This window comes from Pseudomonas asplenii, assembly GCF_900105475.1.
Classification (GTDB): domain Bacteria; phylum Pseudomonadota; class Gammaproteobacteria; order Pseudomonadales; family Pseudomonadaceae; genus Aquipseudomonas; species Aquipseudomonas asplenii.
The window spans coordinates 6,398,302-6,412,637 of the sequence record NZ_LT629777.1 but is presented as its reverse complement, the minus strand read 5'-3'; the positions used below and the strand labels follow the sequence as shown (position 1 = coordinate 6,412,637).

General features: G+C 61.2%; 13 protein-coding genes. 9 read left to right on the top strand and 4 right to left on the bottom strand.

What is annotated here, in order from left to right; all coding sequences use genetic code 11:
* Window positions 1-37: 37 nt before the first annotated feature.
* Window positions 38-1,465, top strand: a complete 1,428-nt coding sequence (locus BLU37_RS28385) for an aminotransferase-like domain-containing protein (protein ID WP_090210789.1) — start codon at window positions 38-40, stop codon at window positions 1,463-1,465.
* A 50-nt stretch (window positions 1,466-1,515) separates the two neighbouring features.
* Here BLU37_RS28385 and ppsR read toward each other — a convergent pair whose 3' ends face one another.
* Window positions 1,516-2,334 (bottom strand): posphoenolpyruvate synthetase regulatory kinase/phosphorylase PpsR, encoded by an 819-nt coding sequence (ppsR, locus tag BLU37_RS28380; RefSeq protein WP_010448956.1) that lies wholly within the window; start codon window positions 2,332-2,334, stop codon window positions 1,516-1,518.
* Window positions 2,335-2,513: 179 nt separating this feature from the next.
* Here ppsR and ppsA point away from each other — a divergent pair, with 179 nt between their 5' ends.
* The 8 genes from ppsA to BLU37_RS28340 all read left to right on the top strand — a co-directional run bounded on the left by ppsA (window position 2,514) and on the right by BLU37_RS28340 (window position 10,549).
* Window positions 2,514-4,883, top strand: coding sequence for a phosphoenolpyruvate synthase (gene ppsA, locus BLU37_RS28375; protein WP_026007355.1), 2,370 nt, complete (start codon window positions 2,514-2,516; stop codon window positions 4,881-4,883).
* Window positions 4,884-4,977: 94 nt separating this feature from the next.
* Window positions 4,978-5,967 carry an alpha/beta fold hydrolase gene (locus BLU37_RS28370; RefSeq protein WP_019360320.1) on the top strand — a complete coding sequence of 330 codons (990 nt, stop codon included), beginning with the start codon at window positions 4,978-4,980 and terminating at the stop codon, window positions 5,965-5,967.
* 158 nt (window positions 5,968-6,125) lie between these two features.
* Window positions 6,126-6,617, top strand: coding sequence for a ribonuclease E activity regulator RraA (rraA, locus tag BLU37_RS28365; protein WP_090210788.1), 492 nt, complete (start codon window positions 6,126-6,128; stop codon window positions 6,615-6,617).
* Window positions 6,618-6,645: 28 nt separating this feature from the next.
* Window positions 6,646-7,641 carry a zinc transporter ZntB gene (locus BLU37_RS28360; RefSeq protein ID WP_019360319.1) on the top strand — a complete coding sequence of 332 codons (996 nt, stop codon included), beginning with the start codon at window positions 6,646-6,648 and terminating at the stop codon, window positions 7,639-7,641.
* A gap of 64 nt (window positions 7,642-7,705) precedes the next feature.
* On the top strand, window positions 7,706-7,954 hold the full coding sequence (locus tag BLU37_RS28355) for a hypothetical protein (RefSeq protein ID WP_010448951.1): 249 nt from the start codon (window positions 7,706-7,708) through the stop codon (window positions 7,952-7,954).
* Between the two features lie 2 nt (window positions 7,955-7,956).
* Window positions 7,957-8,781, top strand: a complete 825-nt coding sequence (locus BLU37_RS28350; RefSeq protein WP_010448950.1) for a mechanosensitive ion channel family protein — start codon at window positions 7,957-7,959, stop codon at window positions 8,779-8,781.
* Window positions 8,782-8,871: 90 nt separating this feature from the next.
* Window positions 8,872-9,462, top strand: coding sequence for an RNA polymerase sigma factor SigX (gene sigX, locus BLU37_RS28345; RefSeq protein WP_026007354.1), 591 nt, complete (start codon window positions 8,872-8,874; stop codon window positions 9,460-9,462).
* Between the two features lie 106 nt (window positions 9,463-9,568).
* Window positions 9,569-10,549 carry an OmpA family protein gene (locus BLU37_RS28340; protein ID WP_010448947.1) on the top strand — a complete coding sequence of 327 codons (981 nt, stop codon included), beginning with the start codon at window positions 9,569-9,571 and terminating at the stop codon, window positions 10,547-10,549.
* A gap of 74 nt (window positions 10,550-10,623) precedes the next feature.
* On the opposite strand, the gene BLU37_RS28335 is transcribed toward BLU37_RS28340, so the two are convergent.
* From BLU37_RS28335 to BLU37_RS28325, 3 genes are all read right to left on the bottom strand, one after another.
* Window positions 10,624-12,294, bottom strand: coding sequence for a bifunctional protein-serine/threonine kinase/phosphatase (locus BLU37_RS28335; RefSeq protein WP_090210786.1), 1,671 nt, complete (start codon window positions 12,292-12,294; stop codon window positions 10,624-10,626).
* Window positions 12,295-12,300: 6 nt separating this feature from the next.
* Entirely contained in the window at window positions 12,301-13,512 is a 1,212-nt protein-coding gene (locus BLU37_RS28330) for a nitrate/nitrite transporter (protein ID WP_090210785.1), read from the bottom strand.
* Window positions 13,513-13,753: 241 nt separating this feature from the next.
* The gene (locus tag BLU37_RS28325) at window positions 13,754-14,329 is read right to left on the bottom strand and encodes an ANTAR domain-containing response regulator (RefSeq protein WP_090210783.1); all 576 of its coding nucleotides are present in this window, start codon (window positions 14,327-14,329) and stop codon (window positions 13,754-13,756) included.
* Window positions 14,330-14,336 lie beyond the last annotated feature (7 nt).

Here is a 14,336-nt window from a genome sequence, read left to right as displayed (position 1 = left end):
CAGTCGATGGGGCAAATTCACAGTATTGAGGTCGCCGATGACTGTCAAAAACTATAATGACATGGTGCCAATGTTGCGTGCCGGACTGCTCGACGGCCAAGGACTCAAGTACAAGCGCATCAGTGATGTGATCGAGCGGGGTATTGAAGACGGTGTCATTGTGCCCGGTACCAAGTTACCGCCCCATCGGCGGCTGTCCGACCAACTGGGCGTCACGGTGGCTACTGTCAGCCGCGCCTATGGCGAGCTCGAGCGCCTGGGACGGGTGGTGGCGCGGATCGGCGACGGTACCTTTGTCCGTGATCGTGCTCGCGAGCAGCAGCGCGACCGTGGTTTTCGCCATCCCGGCGAGGGCTCCCAGGCGTATTTCGACATGAGCCGCAACACGCATATTCCCGGTGCCGAGGCGCAGTGCTTTGCCCGTAGCCTGCAGGCTCTGGCCAGCGACCCGCAGGTCATCGCCGCGTTGGCCAACTATGCGCCGGAGGTCGGCTTCGAACGGCACCGCCAGGCCGGTGCCCAGTGGTTGAGTCACGGCGGCTTTGTCGCCAGTGCGCAGCAAGTGGTTTGCGTCAACGGCGGTCAGCACGGCTTGCTCAGTGCGATGCTCGGCTTGTTGAAATCGGGGGATGTGCTGGTCACGGAAAACCTGAGCTATCCGGGCCTGATCAGTGCGGCGCGGTTGTTGGGGATTCGTCTGATCGGCGCGCAAATGGATGCCGAAGGGCTGTTGCCGCAAGCGGTCGAAGAAGTGTGTCGCGGTCACCGGGTTTCAGCCGTGTATTGCACACCGACCTTGCAGAACCCGATCGCCAGCGTGCAATCGTTGGAGCGGCGCCAGGCGCTGGTCGAGGTCTGTCGCCGGCACAACCTGCTGATTATCGAGGATGAAACCCATGGCGTGCTGGTTCAGGACCGGCCGGAACCGCTGAGTTTTTTCGCCCCCGAGCGCACCCTGTTGATTGGTAGTCTGAGCAAGGCGGTGGCTGCCGGCCTGCGGGTCGGCTATGTGCATGGGCCGCAGGCGTTGATTGGACGGCTGGCCGCCGGCCTGCGTGCCAGTTGCTGGATGGCGACACCGTTGATGCATGAGCTGGCGGCACAGTGGATCGAGGACGGTGAGGCACGGGCGCTGCTGGAGCGGCAGGTGCTGGAAGTCAGTCGGCGCAAGGCGCTGGTCGAGGGGTTGCTGGCCGGGTTGGAGTACCGCACTCACCGCAACAGTCCGCATTTCTGGATCAGCGTGCCTGAATCCCTGCGCGCCTCGGAAGTGGAGACGGCGCTCAAGGAGCGGGGCTACCTGATCGCCACGGCGGAGGTCTTTGCCGTCGGTCACAGCGCGGCGGCGCAGTGCGTGCGGGCCAGCGTGTGCAATACCACGGGGGACGACGGGCAGTTGCTGGCCGGCTTCGAAACCCTGGCCCAGGTGCTGGGACAGGGGCGTGTGCCTTTGTACGGCGGCTGATTCGGCGGGGAGAGGCCGCCAGGGCCGACGCATAGCGGCGGCGGGCAAGGTTATTTGAAGCGGCGCTCCACGCCTTTCTCCACCAGAATCTTCGCCGAAATCTCCTCCACGGAAAAATGCGTGGAGTTGATGTGCGGGATATTTTCCCGGCGGAACAGGTTTTCCACCTCACGCACCTCGAATTCGCACTGGGCGTAGCTCGAATAGCGGCTGTTGGGCTTGCGCTCGTTGCGGATCGCGGTCAGGCGGTCCGGGTCGATGGTCAGGCCGAACAGCTTGTGCTGGTGTGCGCGCAGGGCCGTCGGCAACTGCAGGCGCTCCATGTCTTCCTCGGTCAACGGATAGTTGGCCGCACGGATGCCGAACTGCATCGCCATGTACAGGCACGTCGGTGTCTTGCCGCAGCGCGACACGCCGACCAGGATCAGGTCGGCCTTGTCGTAGTAGTGGGTGCGGGCGCCGTCGTCGTTGTCGAGGGCGAAATTCACCGCCTCGATCCGCTCCATATAGTTGGAGTTGCCGCCTATCGAGTGGGATTTGCCTACCGAGTACGAGGAGTGCTCGCTCAACTCCTGCTCCAGTGGGGCGAGGAAGGTGGAGAAAATGTCGATCATGAAACCATTGGACGTTGCGAGAATCTCACGAATGTCCTGATTGACAATGGTGTCGAAGATGATCGGACGGAAACCGTCCCGTTCTGCGGCGCTGTTGATCTTCTGGACCATGGCCCGGGCCTTGTCCACGCTGTCGATGTAGGGTTGCGTGGATTTGGCGAAGGTAATGTTCTCGAACTGCGCCAACAGGCTTTGACCCAGGGTTTCGGCGGTGATGCCGGTGCCATCGGAGATAAAGAAAGCAGATCGTTTCATTTGCGCCTTGGGCCTTAAGCTGATGACGATTCTTGGAGTATGATAGGCGGGATTTGCCGGCCTGGAGTGGCTGGCATTCTCACTTATTTTCCAGGTCCAGGCCACAGAGCGGACAGACCAGCCATCTCAGCATGGCCCGCTCCTGAGCTTTATCCAACACAGTCAGTGGAGAGATCACCTTGGTAGAGTACGTAGTTTCCCTCGATAAGCTCGGCGTCCATGATGTGGAGCACGTAGGGGGCAAGAACGCATCCCTTGGCGAGATGATCAGTAACCTCGCGGGCGCCGGTGTGTCGGTTCCCGGCGGCTTTGCCACTACGGCTCAGGCGTATCGTGATTTTCTCGAACTCAGCGGCCTGAACGACCAGATCCATGCAGCGCTCGACGCGCTGGATGTCGACGACGTCAATGCCCTGGCCAAAACCGGCGCGCAGATCCGCCAGTGGATCATGGAAGCCGAATTCCCCGAGCGTCTCAACAGCGAGATCCGCACCGCTTTCGCCGCGCTGTCGGCGGGCAATCCGGACATGGCCGTGGCCGTGCGTTCCTCGGCCACCGCCGAAGACCTGCCGGACGCCTCCTTCGCTGGCCAGCAGGAAACCTTCCTGAACATCCGCGGCGTCGAAAACGTCATCCGCGCGGCCAAGGAAGTGTTCGCTTCGCTGTTCAACGACCGCGCCATTTCCTACCGCGTGCACCAGGGCTTCGACCACAAGCTGGTGGCCCTGTCGGCTGGCGTGCAGCGCATGGTCCGTTCGGAAACCGGTACCGCCGGCGTGATGTTCACCCTCGACACCGAGTCGGGCTTTCGTGACGTGGTGTTCATCACCGGCGCCTACGGTCTGGGTGAAACCGTCGTGCAGGGTGCGGTCAACCCGGACGAGTTCTACGTTCACAAGAACACCCTGGCTGCCGGTCGCCCGGCGATCCTGCGCCGCAATCTGGGTAGCAAGGCAATCAAGATGATCTACGGCGACGAGGCCAAGGCCGGTCGTTCGGTCAAGACCGTCGACGTCGACAAGGCCGACCGCGCGCGCTTCTGCCTGAGTGACGCCGAAGTCAGCGAGCTGGCCAAGCAGGCGATGATCATCGAGAAGCACTATCAGTGCCCGATGGACATCGAGTGGGCCAAGGACGGTGACGACGGCAAGCTGTACATCGTCCAGGCGCGTCCGGAAACCGTGAAGAGCCGCACCCAGGCCAACGTCATGGAGCGCTACCTGCTCAAGGAAACCGGCACCGTGCTGGCCGAAGGTCGTGCCATTGGCCAGCGCATCGGCGCCGGCAAGGTGCGGATCATCAAGGACGTGTCCGAGATGGACAAGGTCCAGCCCGGCGACGTACTGGTCTCCGACATGACCGACCCGGACTGGGAACCGGTGATGAAGCGCGCCAGTGCCATCGTCACCAACCGTGGCGGGCGTACCTGCCACGCGGCGATCATCGCCCGTGAGCTGGGTATTCCGGCGGTGGTCGGTTGCGGCAACGCCACCGAACTGCTCAAGGACGGCCAGGGCGTCACCGTGTCCTGCGCCGAAGGCGACACCGGCTATATCTTCGAAGGCGAACTGGGCTTCGACATCAAGAAAAACTCCGTCGATGCCATGCCGGAACTGCCGTTCAAGATCATGATGAACGTCGGCAACCCGGATCGTGCCTTCGACTTTGCGCAGTTGCCGAACGCCGGTGTGGGCCTGGCCCGCCTGGAGTTCATCATCAACCGCATGATCGGTGTGCACCCCAAGGCGTTGCTGAACTACGCCGGGCTGCCGCTGGAAATCAAGGAAAGCGTCGACAAGCGCATCGCCGGCTACGACGACCCGGTCGGTTTTTATGTCGAGAAGCTGGTTGAAGGCATCAGCACCCTGGCGGCCGCATTCTGGCCGAAGAAGGTCATCGTGCGTCTGTCGGACTTCAAGTCCAACGAATACGCCAACCTGATCGGCGGCAAGCTCTACGAGCCGGAAGAAGAAAACCCGATGCTGGGCTTCCGTGGCGCTTCGCGCTACATCAGCGAATCGTTCCGTGACTGTTTCGAGCTGGAGTGCCGTGCACTCAAGCGTGTGCGTAACGAAATGGGCCTGACCAACGTCGAGATCATGGTGCCGTTCGTCCGTACCCTCGGCGAAGCCAGCCAGGTGGTCGAACTGCTGGCGGCCAACGGCCTGGCCCGCGGCCAGGACGGCCTGCGCGTGATCATGATGTGCGAGCTGCCGTCCAACGCGATTCTGGCCGACGAGTTCCTCGAACACTTCGACGGTTTCTCCATCGGCTCCAACGACCTGACCCAGCTGACCCTGGGCCTGGACCGCGACTCGGGGATCATCGCGCACCTGTTCGATGAGCGTAACCCGGCGGTGAAGAAGCTGCTGTCCAACGCCATCCAGGCCTGCAACAAGGCCGGCAAGTACATCGGTATCTGCGGCCAGGGGCCTTCCGACCATCCGGATCTGGCGCGCTGGCTGATGGAACAGGGCATCGAAAGCGTGTCCCTGAACCCCGATAGCGTGCTGGAAACCTGGTTCTTCCTGGCCGAAGGCCAGGCGTAATCCGAAAGAGGGGGTACCGGCGCCTCGGCGCGGGTACTTTGTGTCATATGGGGCGAAGCCGCGCAGGCATCGCCCTTTTTTGTGCAAGAGCCTTATGCAAAGCAGCAGTGATCTTTTTCCGGTGGCTTTGCTCAGCGCCGAGCGTCGTGGCGACCTGAGCGAAGATGTCTATCGTTTGAAACCGGGCAACAGCCCCGATCTCACCGTCGAGCTGGCGGTGACCCGCCTTGGGCTGGCCGACGAACCGCAGGCCCGTGGCGTGCCGGTCATTCTCCTGCATGGCAGTTTTTCCAACCGACGTTTCTGGTTCTCGCCCAAGGGCATTGGTCTGGGCGCCTATCTGGCGCGCGCCGGTTTCGATGTCTGGGTTGCGGAGATGCGCGGCCATGGCCTTTCCGTGCGCAACCAGGATTATCGCAAGAACCGCGTCGCCGATTACGCCCGTTACGATCTGCCGGCCATCGCGGCTTTCGTTCGTGAGCAGAGTGGCCAGATTCCCCACTGGATCGGCCACTCCCTGGGTGGCACGACCCTGGCGGCTGCTCTGGGCGGCCAGTACCTGGGCGCGCCAGCAGTGGCCTCGGCGGCCTTGTTCGGTTGCCAGGTCAGTCGTACCTATTGGCCCTTGAAGATTCCGCCGGTGGAGTGGAGCGGGCGTTTGCTGCTCAAGCGCTTCGCCCATCTGTCGGGCTCGCGTCTCAAACGCGGGCCGGAGGATGAGCCGATCGGCCTGGCGTTGGAAAGCATGCGTTGGTATGGCCTGTTCGGTCGTTTCGGTGACAAGGAGCGCAACTGGTGGGAGGGTCTGGCCGAGGTCGATGTACCGGTGCTGGCGGTGAGCGCCGAGGGTGACCGGCAGGACCCGGCATGGGCCTGTCGAAAGTTGTTCGAGCAGATCGGTTCGCCGCTCAAGCGCTTTATCTGCCTGGGTCGCGAGGCCGGGTTCAGCTCGCCATTCGGGCATGTCGAGATGTTGGTCAGCAAACCGGCGCAGGCCGAAGTCTGGCCGTTGGTTGCCGATTGGCTGCGCGATCCGCAGGCTTTTCTGCCGGTTCAGTCAGCCGAGGTTCAGCCAGCGCTCTGACAAGGGCATTTCGCTTCAAGATGGTTGCGGCTAACATATGACGCATTGAGCATTTCTGGTCATTGTCTAAACAATCGACTGGATAGAGCGTTTCTTCAAGCAGGTGCCGAGGATGCTGGGTACCTCGATTACGTTCTTTCACCGACAGGAGTTTGTCCATGAACCATTACGTCACTCCCGACCTGTGCGATGCCTATCCGGAGCTGGTGCAGGTGCTTGAGCCGATGTTCAGCAACTTCGGTGGCCGCGACTCCTTCGGTGGCGAGATCGTGACCATCAAGTGTTTCGAGGATAACTCCCTGGTCAAGGACCAGGCCGAGCTCAACGGCAATGGCAAGGTGCTTGTCGTCGATGGCGGTGGTTCGCTGCGGCGTGCGCTGCTTGGTGACATGATCGCCGAGAAAGCGGCGAAGAATGGTTGGGAAGGGCTGGTGATCTATGGCTGTATTCGCGATGTCGATGTGATCGCGCAGACCGACCTGGGGGTACAGGCCCTGGCCAGTCACCCGATGAAAACCGACAAGCGCGGTATCGGCGACCTGAACGTGCCGGTGACCTTCGCGGGTGTCACTTTCCGGCCGGGTGAATACGTGTATGCGGACAACAATGGGGTGATCGTCTCGCCCACTCCGCTGAAAATGCCTGAGTAATCTTTCGAAATAGACCACAGGGGTAGGGATGTTCGAGGAAGACAACGCGCAATGGGGGCTGGTGCATGCCCTGGTTCTCGATGGTAAGGGTGGTGCGCGCTCGATTGCTCGGACCGAGCTGGATGACCTGCAGTTGCAGCCTCAGGAAAGCCTCTGGCTGCATTGGGATCGCAGTCATCCGCAAACCCAGACCTGGCTGCGTAACTCCAGCGGCCTGAGTGATTTCAGTTGCAACCTGTTGCTGGAAGAGAACACCCGCCCGCGGCTGTTGCCGTTGCCGGACAGCGAATTGCTGCTGTTCCTGCGCGGAGTCAACCTCAATCCAGGCGCCGAGCCCGAGGACATGGTTTCGGTACGGATCTTCGCGGCGGCCCAGCGGGTGATTTCCCTGCGCCTGCGGCCATTGCGGGCAACCGATGAATTGCTGGTGCTGCTGGAAGAGGGACAGGGTCCGAAAACCGCTGCCGAACTCATTCTGTACATTGCCCAGCACCTGACGATGAAGGTTCAGGAATTGATCGGTGAGCTCTCGGAGGTGGTCGATGCCGAGGAAGAAAAGGCGGATTCCGACGAGCGGTATTGTCCCGAGCATGGGGCGGTCGTGCAGATCCGTCGTCGGGCTGCCGGACTCAAGCGTTTCCTCGCGCCGCAGCGGGATATTTTCGGCCAGTTGACGCGGATCAAACTGGGCTGGTTTGCCAGCGACGATGCCGACTACTGGAACGAATTGAACAACAGTCTGACCCGCTATCTCGAAGAGCTCGAATTGACCCGCGAGCGCGTGGGGCTGCTGCTTGAGGCCGAAGACCGGCGTCTGAACCAGCACATGAACAAGATCATGTACCGCTTCGGGATCATCACCGGGATCTTCCTGCCGATGAGTTTTCTCACCGGTCTTCTGGGGATCAACGTCGGTGGGATTCCAGGGTCCCAGGACCCCTATGGTTTTATCATCGCCTGCCTGCTGATCGTCGGCGTGGCGTTTGGGCAATGGTGGTTGTTTCGTCGTTTGCGCTGGTTCTGAAGGATGTTGCATGTGACCCGGAAAATCCCGATCGCGTCTTTTCAAGACAGTCCGAGAGGTGCATATGCACGATCCGTTTGAACAGTCTCTGCGTGACATGCTCAATGCTTCGCCGTCCACTCCACGTGATGACGATGCGTGCCTTGGGCGTGTGCTGAAAACCGCCAACCGCCAAGTTGGCGCGGGCGATCTCTTCAGTCTGCTGGGGCGTTGGTTGCAAGCGCTGATGATTGCCCTGAACAATGGATCGGCCCACGTGATGCCGGTTTCTCGTCGTACCCCTACTAGTCGCAGTGCGGATAAGGCTGATTGAATATGGAACTTGATCTCTGGACTCGGAGTCTGGTGACAGCGATGACAGCGTTGTGGACGAAGGTTGCGAACTTCATCCCGAACCTGTTTGGTGCTCTGGTTGTGGTGCTGCTGGGCTTCGTCGTGGCGAAGCTGCTCGATACCCTGTTGTCCAAATTGCTCGCCAAGCTGGGGCTGGACCGCCTGATGGCCGGTACCGGACTGACCAAGCTGCTCAGCCGGGCCGGCATGCAGGTGCCGATCTCGACGCTGATCGGCAAGATCGTCTACTGGTTCATCCTCCTGGTATTCCTGGTTTCGGCTGCGCAATCGCTGGGGCTGGAGCGTGTCTCCGCGACGCTCGACATGTTGGCGCTGTATCTGCCCAAGGTGTTCGGCGCGGCGCTGGTGCTGCTGGTCGGCATGCTGCTGGCGCAACTGGTCAATGGCCTGGTGCGTGGCGCCGCCGAGGGCGTGGGCCTGGATTATGCCAGCGGCCTGGGACGGGTAGCCCAGGGGTTGGTGGTGATCATCAGTATTTCGGTGGCGATCAGTCAGTTGGAGGTCAAGACCGACCTGCTGAACCATGTGATCGTGATCGTTCTGATTACCGTTGGTCTGGCCGTTGCATTGGCCATGGGCCTTGGAAGCAAGGAAATTGCCGGACAGATTCTGGCGGGAATTTATGTGCGTGAGTTGTACCAGGTTGGGCAACAAGTGCGAGTTGGCGAGGTCGAAGGTCAGATCGAAGAGATCGGCACGGTTAAAACCACACTGCTGACCGACGAGGGTGAGCTAGTCTCTCTCTCCAATCGGATCCTGCTGGAACAGCATGTGAGTAGCCGCTAACCCGGCAAACCCTGCTAATGTATGCCGCCGCAAAAAGCCCCCAGCCTGGGGCCGCGGCGGACATTGACCTGACTGTCGGCACGACTCGTTTTGAATAAAACCCAATCGCTATCCATGCGCTATGACCCCCGCGAGCTCACCGATGAGGAGCTGGTGGCGCGTTCGCATGCGGAGCTGTTTCACGTGACTCGCGCCTACGAAGAGTTGATGCGTCGCTATCAACGAACTTTGTTCAGCGTTTGTTCAAGGTATTTAGGGAACGATCGTGATGCGGACGATGTCTGTCAGGAAGTGATGTTGAAGGTCTTGTATGGCCTCAAGAACTTTGAGGGTAAATCGAAGTTCAAGACCTGGCTGTACAGCATCACCTACAACGAATGCATCACGCAGTACCGCAAAGAACGGCGCAAGCGTCGTCTCATGGATGCCTTGAGTCTCGATCCACTCGAGGAGGCGTCCGAGGAGAAGACACCGGCACCCGAAGAAAAGGGTGGGCTTGACCGCTGGCTGGTGCATGTGAATCCGATCGATCGGGAGATTCTGGTGCTACGTTTTGTCGCAGAGCTGGAATTCCAGGAGATCGCCGACATCATGCACATGGGCCTGAGTGCTACGAAAATGCGCTACAAAAGAGCGCTTGATAAATTGCGTGAGAAATTTGCGGGCATTGCTGAAACTTAGTTCGACGCAAATACCTCTTACGTTCAGACAAGTTCTGCTAGACTTGTCGCCGAGTTGTCCCCCGGTTTGGGGACTGATTCACAATCACCAGATGGGGATTTAACGGATGAAACTGAAAAACACCTTGGGCATTGCCGTTGGTACACTTGTAGCCGCAACTTCGTTCGGCGCTCTGGCACAAGGCCAAGGCGCGGTCGAGGGTGAAGTGTTCTACAAAAAGCAGTACAACGACAGCGTCAAGCACGTTGAAGACGGTTACAACCCAGGCGCTTCGCTGGGCTACTTCATCACTGACGACGTATCGGTCAACCTGACCTACGACAAAACCAACTACACCCGTTCGAACGACGGCACCGGCAGCCAGAAGCTGGGTGGTGACAAGTTCGGCCTGAAAGGTCAGTACCACTTCGGTACCGTTGGCGATGCAATCCGTCCATACGTTGAAGGCGGTGTTGCTCACGGCAGCCTGACCAACGTTGCTGCTGATGGCCACACTGGTCGTGATCAGTCGACTTTCCTGACCACCGGCGCTGGCGCCAAGTGGTACATCACCGACAACCTGTACGCTCGTGCCGGCGTTGAAGCTGACTACAAGCTGGACAACGGCAAGTGGGACTACGCTGCTCTGGTAGGCCTGGGTGTGAACTTCGGTGGCAGCGGTGGCAAGGTTGCTCCAGCACCTGCTCCAGCTCCAGTTGCTCAAGAGCCAGCTCCGGCTCCAGAAGCTCCAGTAGCTGAAGTGGTTAAAGTTGAGCTGGACGTGAAGTTCGACTTCAACAAGGCTGTGGTCAAGCCTAACAGCTACGGCGACGTGAAGAACCTGGCTGACTTCATGAAGCAGTACCCACAAACCACCACCGTGGTTTCGGGTCACACCGACAGCGTTGGTACCGACGCTTACAACCAGAAGCTGTCCCAGCGTCGTGCTGACGCTGTGAAACAAGTTCTGGTCAAGGACGGTATCGCTCCTAACCGCATCCAGTCGGTTGGCTACGGCAAAACCCGTCCAGTGGCTGACAACGCTACTGAAGCAGGTCGCGCTATCAACCGTCGCGTAGAAGCGTCCGTTGAAGCCCAAGCTAAGTAATTAGCCTGGTCGCATGGAAAAGCCCGGCTCAGGCCGGGCTTTTCTTTGCCTGCGATTTGTTCAGAACCTGTCGCTCAGCCTTTCAGTGCCCAGAGTAACAGGCCAAGGTTGACCAGCAGCGACAGCAGCGCCACCGTGCGCCAGACTTTCAGTGGTTCGCGTTCCAGCAAGGGCCGGGGGCGAACGCTCAGTACGTTGCGTTCGGCCTTTTCCAGCACCAGCAACCATTGTTCGGCGGTCTCGTAGCGTTGTCCGGGATCGACTGCGATGGCCTGCTCCAGACTGTGGGCCAGCCAGTCGGGAAGATCCGGGCGATAACGTCCGGCATTGACCGGTGGACCAAAACGCGGGCGTTGGAACGCCTCGATTTCGCCGTGCGGATAGTGTCCGGTCAGCAGGTAGAACAGGCTGACACCGACGCTGTAGAGGTCCTGGCGAACCTGCGGCGGTTGTCCCTCGAACGCTTCCGGAGCGATGTAGCCGGGTGTTCCGGGGAGTTCATGACTGGGCTTTTCGCTCAGGCCCGGACAATAGGCCAGGCCGAAATCCAGCAGACGCAACTCACCATCGGCACCCAGGTGCAGATTTTCCGGCTTGATATCGCGGTGCAGGATGTTGCGCCGGTGCAGCATGCCCACCGCCTGCAGGGTGCGTCTTGCCAGTTCCTGCCACTGCGCCAGCGGCAAGGGGCCCTCCTGCTGGAACAGTTCGGCGAGTGTCTGTCCCGGGTATTCGCGCATCAGGTAATACAGGTGCTGGCGCTGCGTCGCAGGGTGCACTTCGGGAAAGCAGCGCCCGGCGACCCGGCGCAGGAACCACTCTTCCAGCAGCAGGCCCTGGCCGGCCTCCGGTTCATCATGGCGGCTGGGCGGGAGGGTCTTGAGCAACCAGGCTTGCTGTTGCGCGTCCCGGACCCGGTAGAGCAATGATTGGCGGCTCTGCCCCAGAATGCATTCGACCTGCCAACCCTCGAACCACTGGCCAGGCTTGAGCAGCGGCGGCAGCGGCCATTGCTGCAACTGGAGCAAGGTGTCGCCGAGGCTGTTTTCCCCGGGCTGCTCGACCCTGACCAGCAAGGCACTGGCGTTATCCTGGCTGCCGGCCAGATGCGCGGCATTGACCAGCGTGGCGACCGCATCGTCGGGCTGTGGCTGTTCGCGCAGGATCGCTGCAATCGCCGCATCGCCCAGTGTGGCCCAGACGCCGTCGCTGAGCAGCACGAAGCTTTCGCCCTGGCGCAGCTCGCCGTCGAGGTAATCGACCACCAGATGCTGGTCCAGTCCCAGCGCGCGCTTGAGTACGTGTTGCATGTCCGGCTGTTCCCAGACATGGTCCTGACTGATTCGCTGCAACTGGTCGGCGTGCCAGCGATACACCCGGCAATCGCCGACGTGGGCCAGCGTGAAACGCCGACCGCGTAACACCACGGCGCTGAGGGTGGTCAGCAGCGGTTGCCCGCCGCCGTTGGCCTGTAGCCAGCGATTCTGCGCCAGCAACAGCCGGTCCAGCGCCTGGGCCACGCCCCAGGTGGGCGGCGTGGCGTAATAGTCGAGGGCCAGTGCCTGCAAGGTCGCCTGCGCTGCCAGCGCGCCATCGGCACACTGGCTGACCCCGTCGGCGATAGCGAACAGGTAGCCTTTGCTGGCCGCCAACTCCGGCGTGGGCGTGACCAGGCGCATGGCGTCCTGGTTTTCCGCGCGGGGGCCGGTGGCACTGGCCTGGGCGAAGTTCAGTTGCAGCTCCACGGCGGCTCAGACCCGCGCCGCGGTCACGGCTGCCGAGCCCCAGGTGGTCCGCCAGCGGCGCTTGACGCCGTGCAGGCCGAACCAGGCGAGAACGCCCAGGCTGGCGAACAGCCACAAGGCCACCTGATAGCTGCCGGTGCTCTGCTTGATCGCGCCCATGCCGGCCGCCAGGGCAAAACCGCCGATGCCGCCGGCCATGCCGATCAAGCCGGTCATCACGCCGATTTCCAGACGGAAACGTTGCGGCACCAATTGGAACACCGCGCCGTTGCCAGCGCCGAGGCCGAGCATCGCCATGACGAACAGCGCCAGGGCCGCATAGGAACTGGGCAGGTTGAAGCCGACGGCGGCGATGCAGATCGTCGCCACGGTATACATGCCCAGCAGCGTCCGGATGCCACCGAAGCGGTCAGCCAGGGCACCGCCCAGCGGGCGCATCAGGCTGCCGCCGAACACACAGGCGGCGGTGTAGTAGCCGGCGGTCACCGGGCTCAGGCTGTACTGGTCATTGAAGTAGCCGGGCAGTGCGCTGGCCAGGCCGATAAAACCGCCAAAGGTCACGCTGTAGAAAAACATGAACCACCAGCTGTCGCGATCACCCAGGGCTTTCATGTAGTCAGCCATGGACTTGGCCTTGGGTCGTTGCGGCGCGTTGCGGGCCAGCAGGACAAATACCAGCAGGGTGATGATCAGCGGAATCAGGGCGAAACCGAACACGTTGCTCCAGCCGAACGAGGCCGCCAGCAGCGGTGCGATCAGTGCGGCAAACACGGTGCCCGAGTTACCGGCACCGGCGATGCCCATGGCCTTGCCCTGATGCTGTGGCGGATACCATTGCGAGGCCAGCGGCAGGGCAACGGCGAACGAGGCGCCGGCCATGCCGAGGAACAACCCGAGCAGCAGCGCCTGTTCATAACTGTGGATACCCAATTGCCAGGCACCGAACAATGCGCCGATCACGCAGACCTGGCCGATGATGCCGGCGGTCTTGGGCGACAGCCGGTCTGCCAGCATGCCCATCAGGAAACGCAGCACGGCACCGGCCAGGATCGGCGTGGCCACCACCAGCCCGCGTTGCTGGGTGGTCAGGTGCAGGTCGGCGGCAATCTGCACTGCCAGAGGGCCGAGCAGGTACCAGACCATGAAACTCAGGTCGAAATACAGAAAGGCTGAAAACAGGGTCGGGGTATGGCCGGACTTCCAGAAGCTTGTATTCATCACGCACCTCAGCGGTAAGAGTCTCAAGGGGGCTATCGCAAGGGGGCTCTCGAGTGGTGCGCCGGCACGGCTGCACCACCGGCCCGCATTCACGGGACCAAAACGCAAAAGACGTCGCTACCCGCTGCGCTTGCGCGAAGGGGAGGCGACGTCTTTGTCGTAAAGTGGGGCAACCGCCGTTGGTTACCTGCAAGCATGAATAAGCAAGAGCCGGGCCAGAGTGGTTGACCAGACGGGCGCGTCAGCCGAGCAGTTCGCTCATGGCAATGATCTGTTCGGCGACCTGGATCAGCTTCTGCTGGCGGCTCATGGCCTGGCGCCGCATCAGGGTGTAGGCCTCCTCTTCCTTGCAATTCTTCATTTTCATCAACAGGCCCTTGGCCTGTTCGATGCGTTTGCGTTCGGCCAACTGCTGGTCGCGTGCCTGCAATTGGGCACGCAACGCCTGGTCGCTCTCGAAACGGGCCATGGCCACGTCGAGGATCGGCTGCAGGCGCTGGGCCTGGATGCCTTCGACGATATAGGCGCTGACACCGGACCTGATCGCCTGGCGCATCACATCCGGGTCGTGTTCGTCGGTGAACATCACGATGGGGTGGGGTTGGTCGCGACTGACCAGCACCACCTGTTCCAGCACATCGCGGCTGGGCGATTCGGTGTCGATCAGGATCACATCCGGGCGTACGCTTTCGACCCGTGCGGGCAGGTCGATGGTCAACCCCGATTCGTCGATGACATCGAAACCGGCCTCGACCAGGGCGGCCTTGAGCCGTCCGACTTTTTTCGCGGTATCGTTGATCAGCAGGATACGCAGCATGTCCAGG